Consider the following 716-nt stretch of genomic DNA (forward strand, 5'->3'; position numbering starts at 1 on the left):
TCCAGCATGACGAGCGGCCAGATCTCCAGCGCCCTGAACATGGTTCAGACCGCTCTGAACTCCATGACCAGCCTCGGCTCGAAGCTGGGCTCTGTCTCCAGCCGTATCGATCTGCAGACGAGCTTCGCTTCCTCGCTCTCCGACTCGATCCAGTCGGGCGTCGGCAAGCTGGTTGACGCCGACATGGAACAGGAATCGAGCAAGCTGTCCGCTCTGCAGACGCAGCAGCAGCTGGCTATCCAATCCCTGTCGATCGCCAACTCTTCGAACCAGTCGATCCTGTCGCTCTTCCGTTAATAGGAAGCGCCAACGCAACGCGTTGGTCGAAAATCCTAAACAACAAGTTAACCGCACCTGTCTAAGGTGCGGTTTTTTTTATATTTTCCGGCTCGAGTGAGTTCAGCTTTTCTTAACTATATTGCTGTTTCTTAGGACCATCGAAGCGGCGAGTTAACCTTAACGGTTTTGGTTAACAGGCATGATGCTGAATGCCGTTACCGGTTTTAGGTCCGGAATGTCCCTTATTCAACCACTGCCAAAGGGGCAAATATCATGACGAGCATTCTTACCAACAACGCCGCAATGGCTGCTCTCCAGACGCTGCGCACCATCGGCTCAAACCTTCAGGACACGCAGAACGCCGTGTCTTCCGGCCTGCGCATCTCCAAGGCTTCCGACAACGCCGCTTATTGGTCGATCGCCACCAGCATGAAGTC

The 716-nt window shown here is 54.2% G+C and carries 1 protein-coding gene and 1 pseudogene; both read left to right on the forward strand.

Annotation, left to right across the window (positions count from 1 at the left end):
- Positions 1-297, forward strand: a 297-nt coding sequence (locus tag DQ393_RS00095) for a flagellin (protein WP_281023912.1), incomplete at its 5' end; no start/stop codon positions are given.
- A gap of 255 nt (positions 298-552) precedes the next feature.
- A pseudogene (locus tag DQ393_RS00100) lies at positions 553-716 on the forward strand (flagellin); the annotation flags it as partial.

This window comes from Martinezella tropici (genome assembly GCF_003287875.1).
Lineage (GTDB): Bacteria > Pseudomonadota > Alphaproteobacteria > Rhizobiales > Rhizobiaceae > Rhizobium > Rhizobium tropici_C.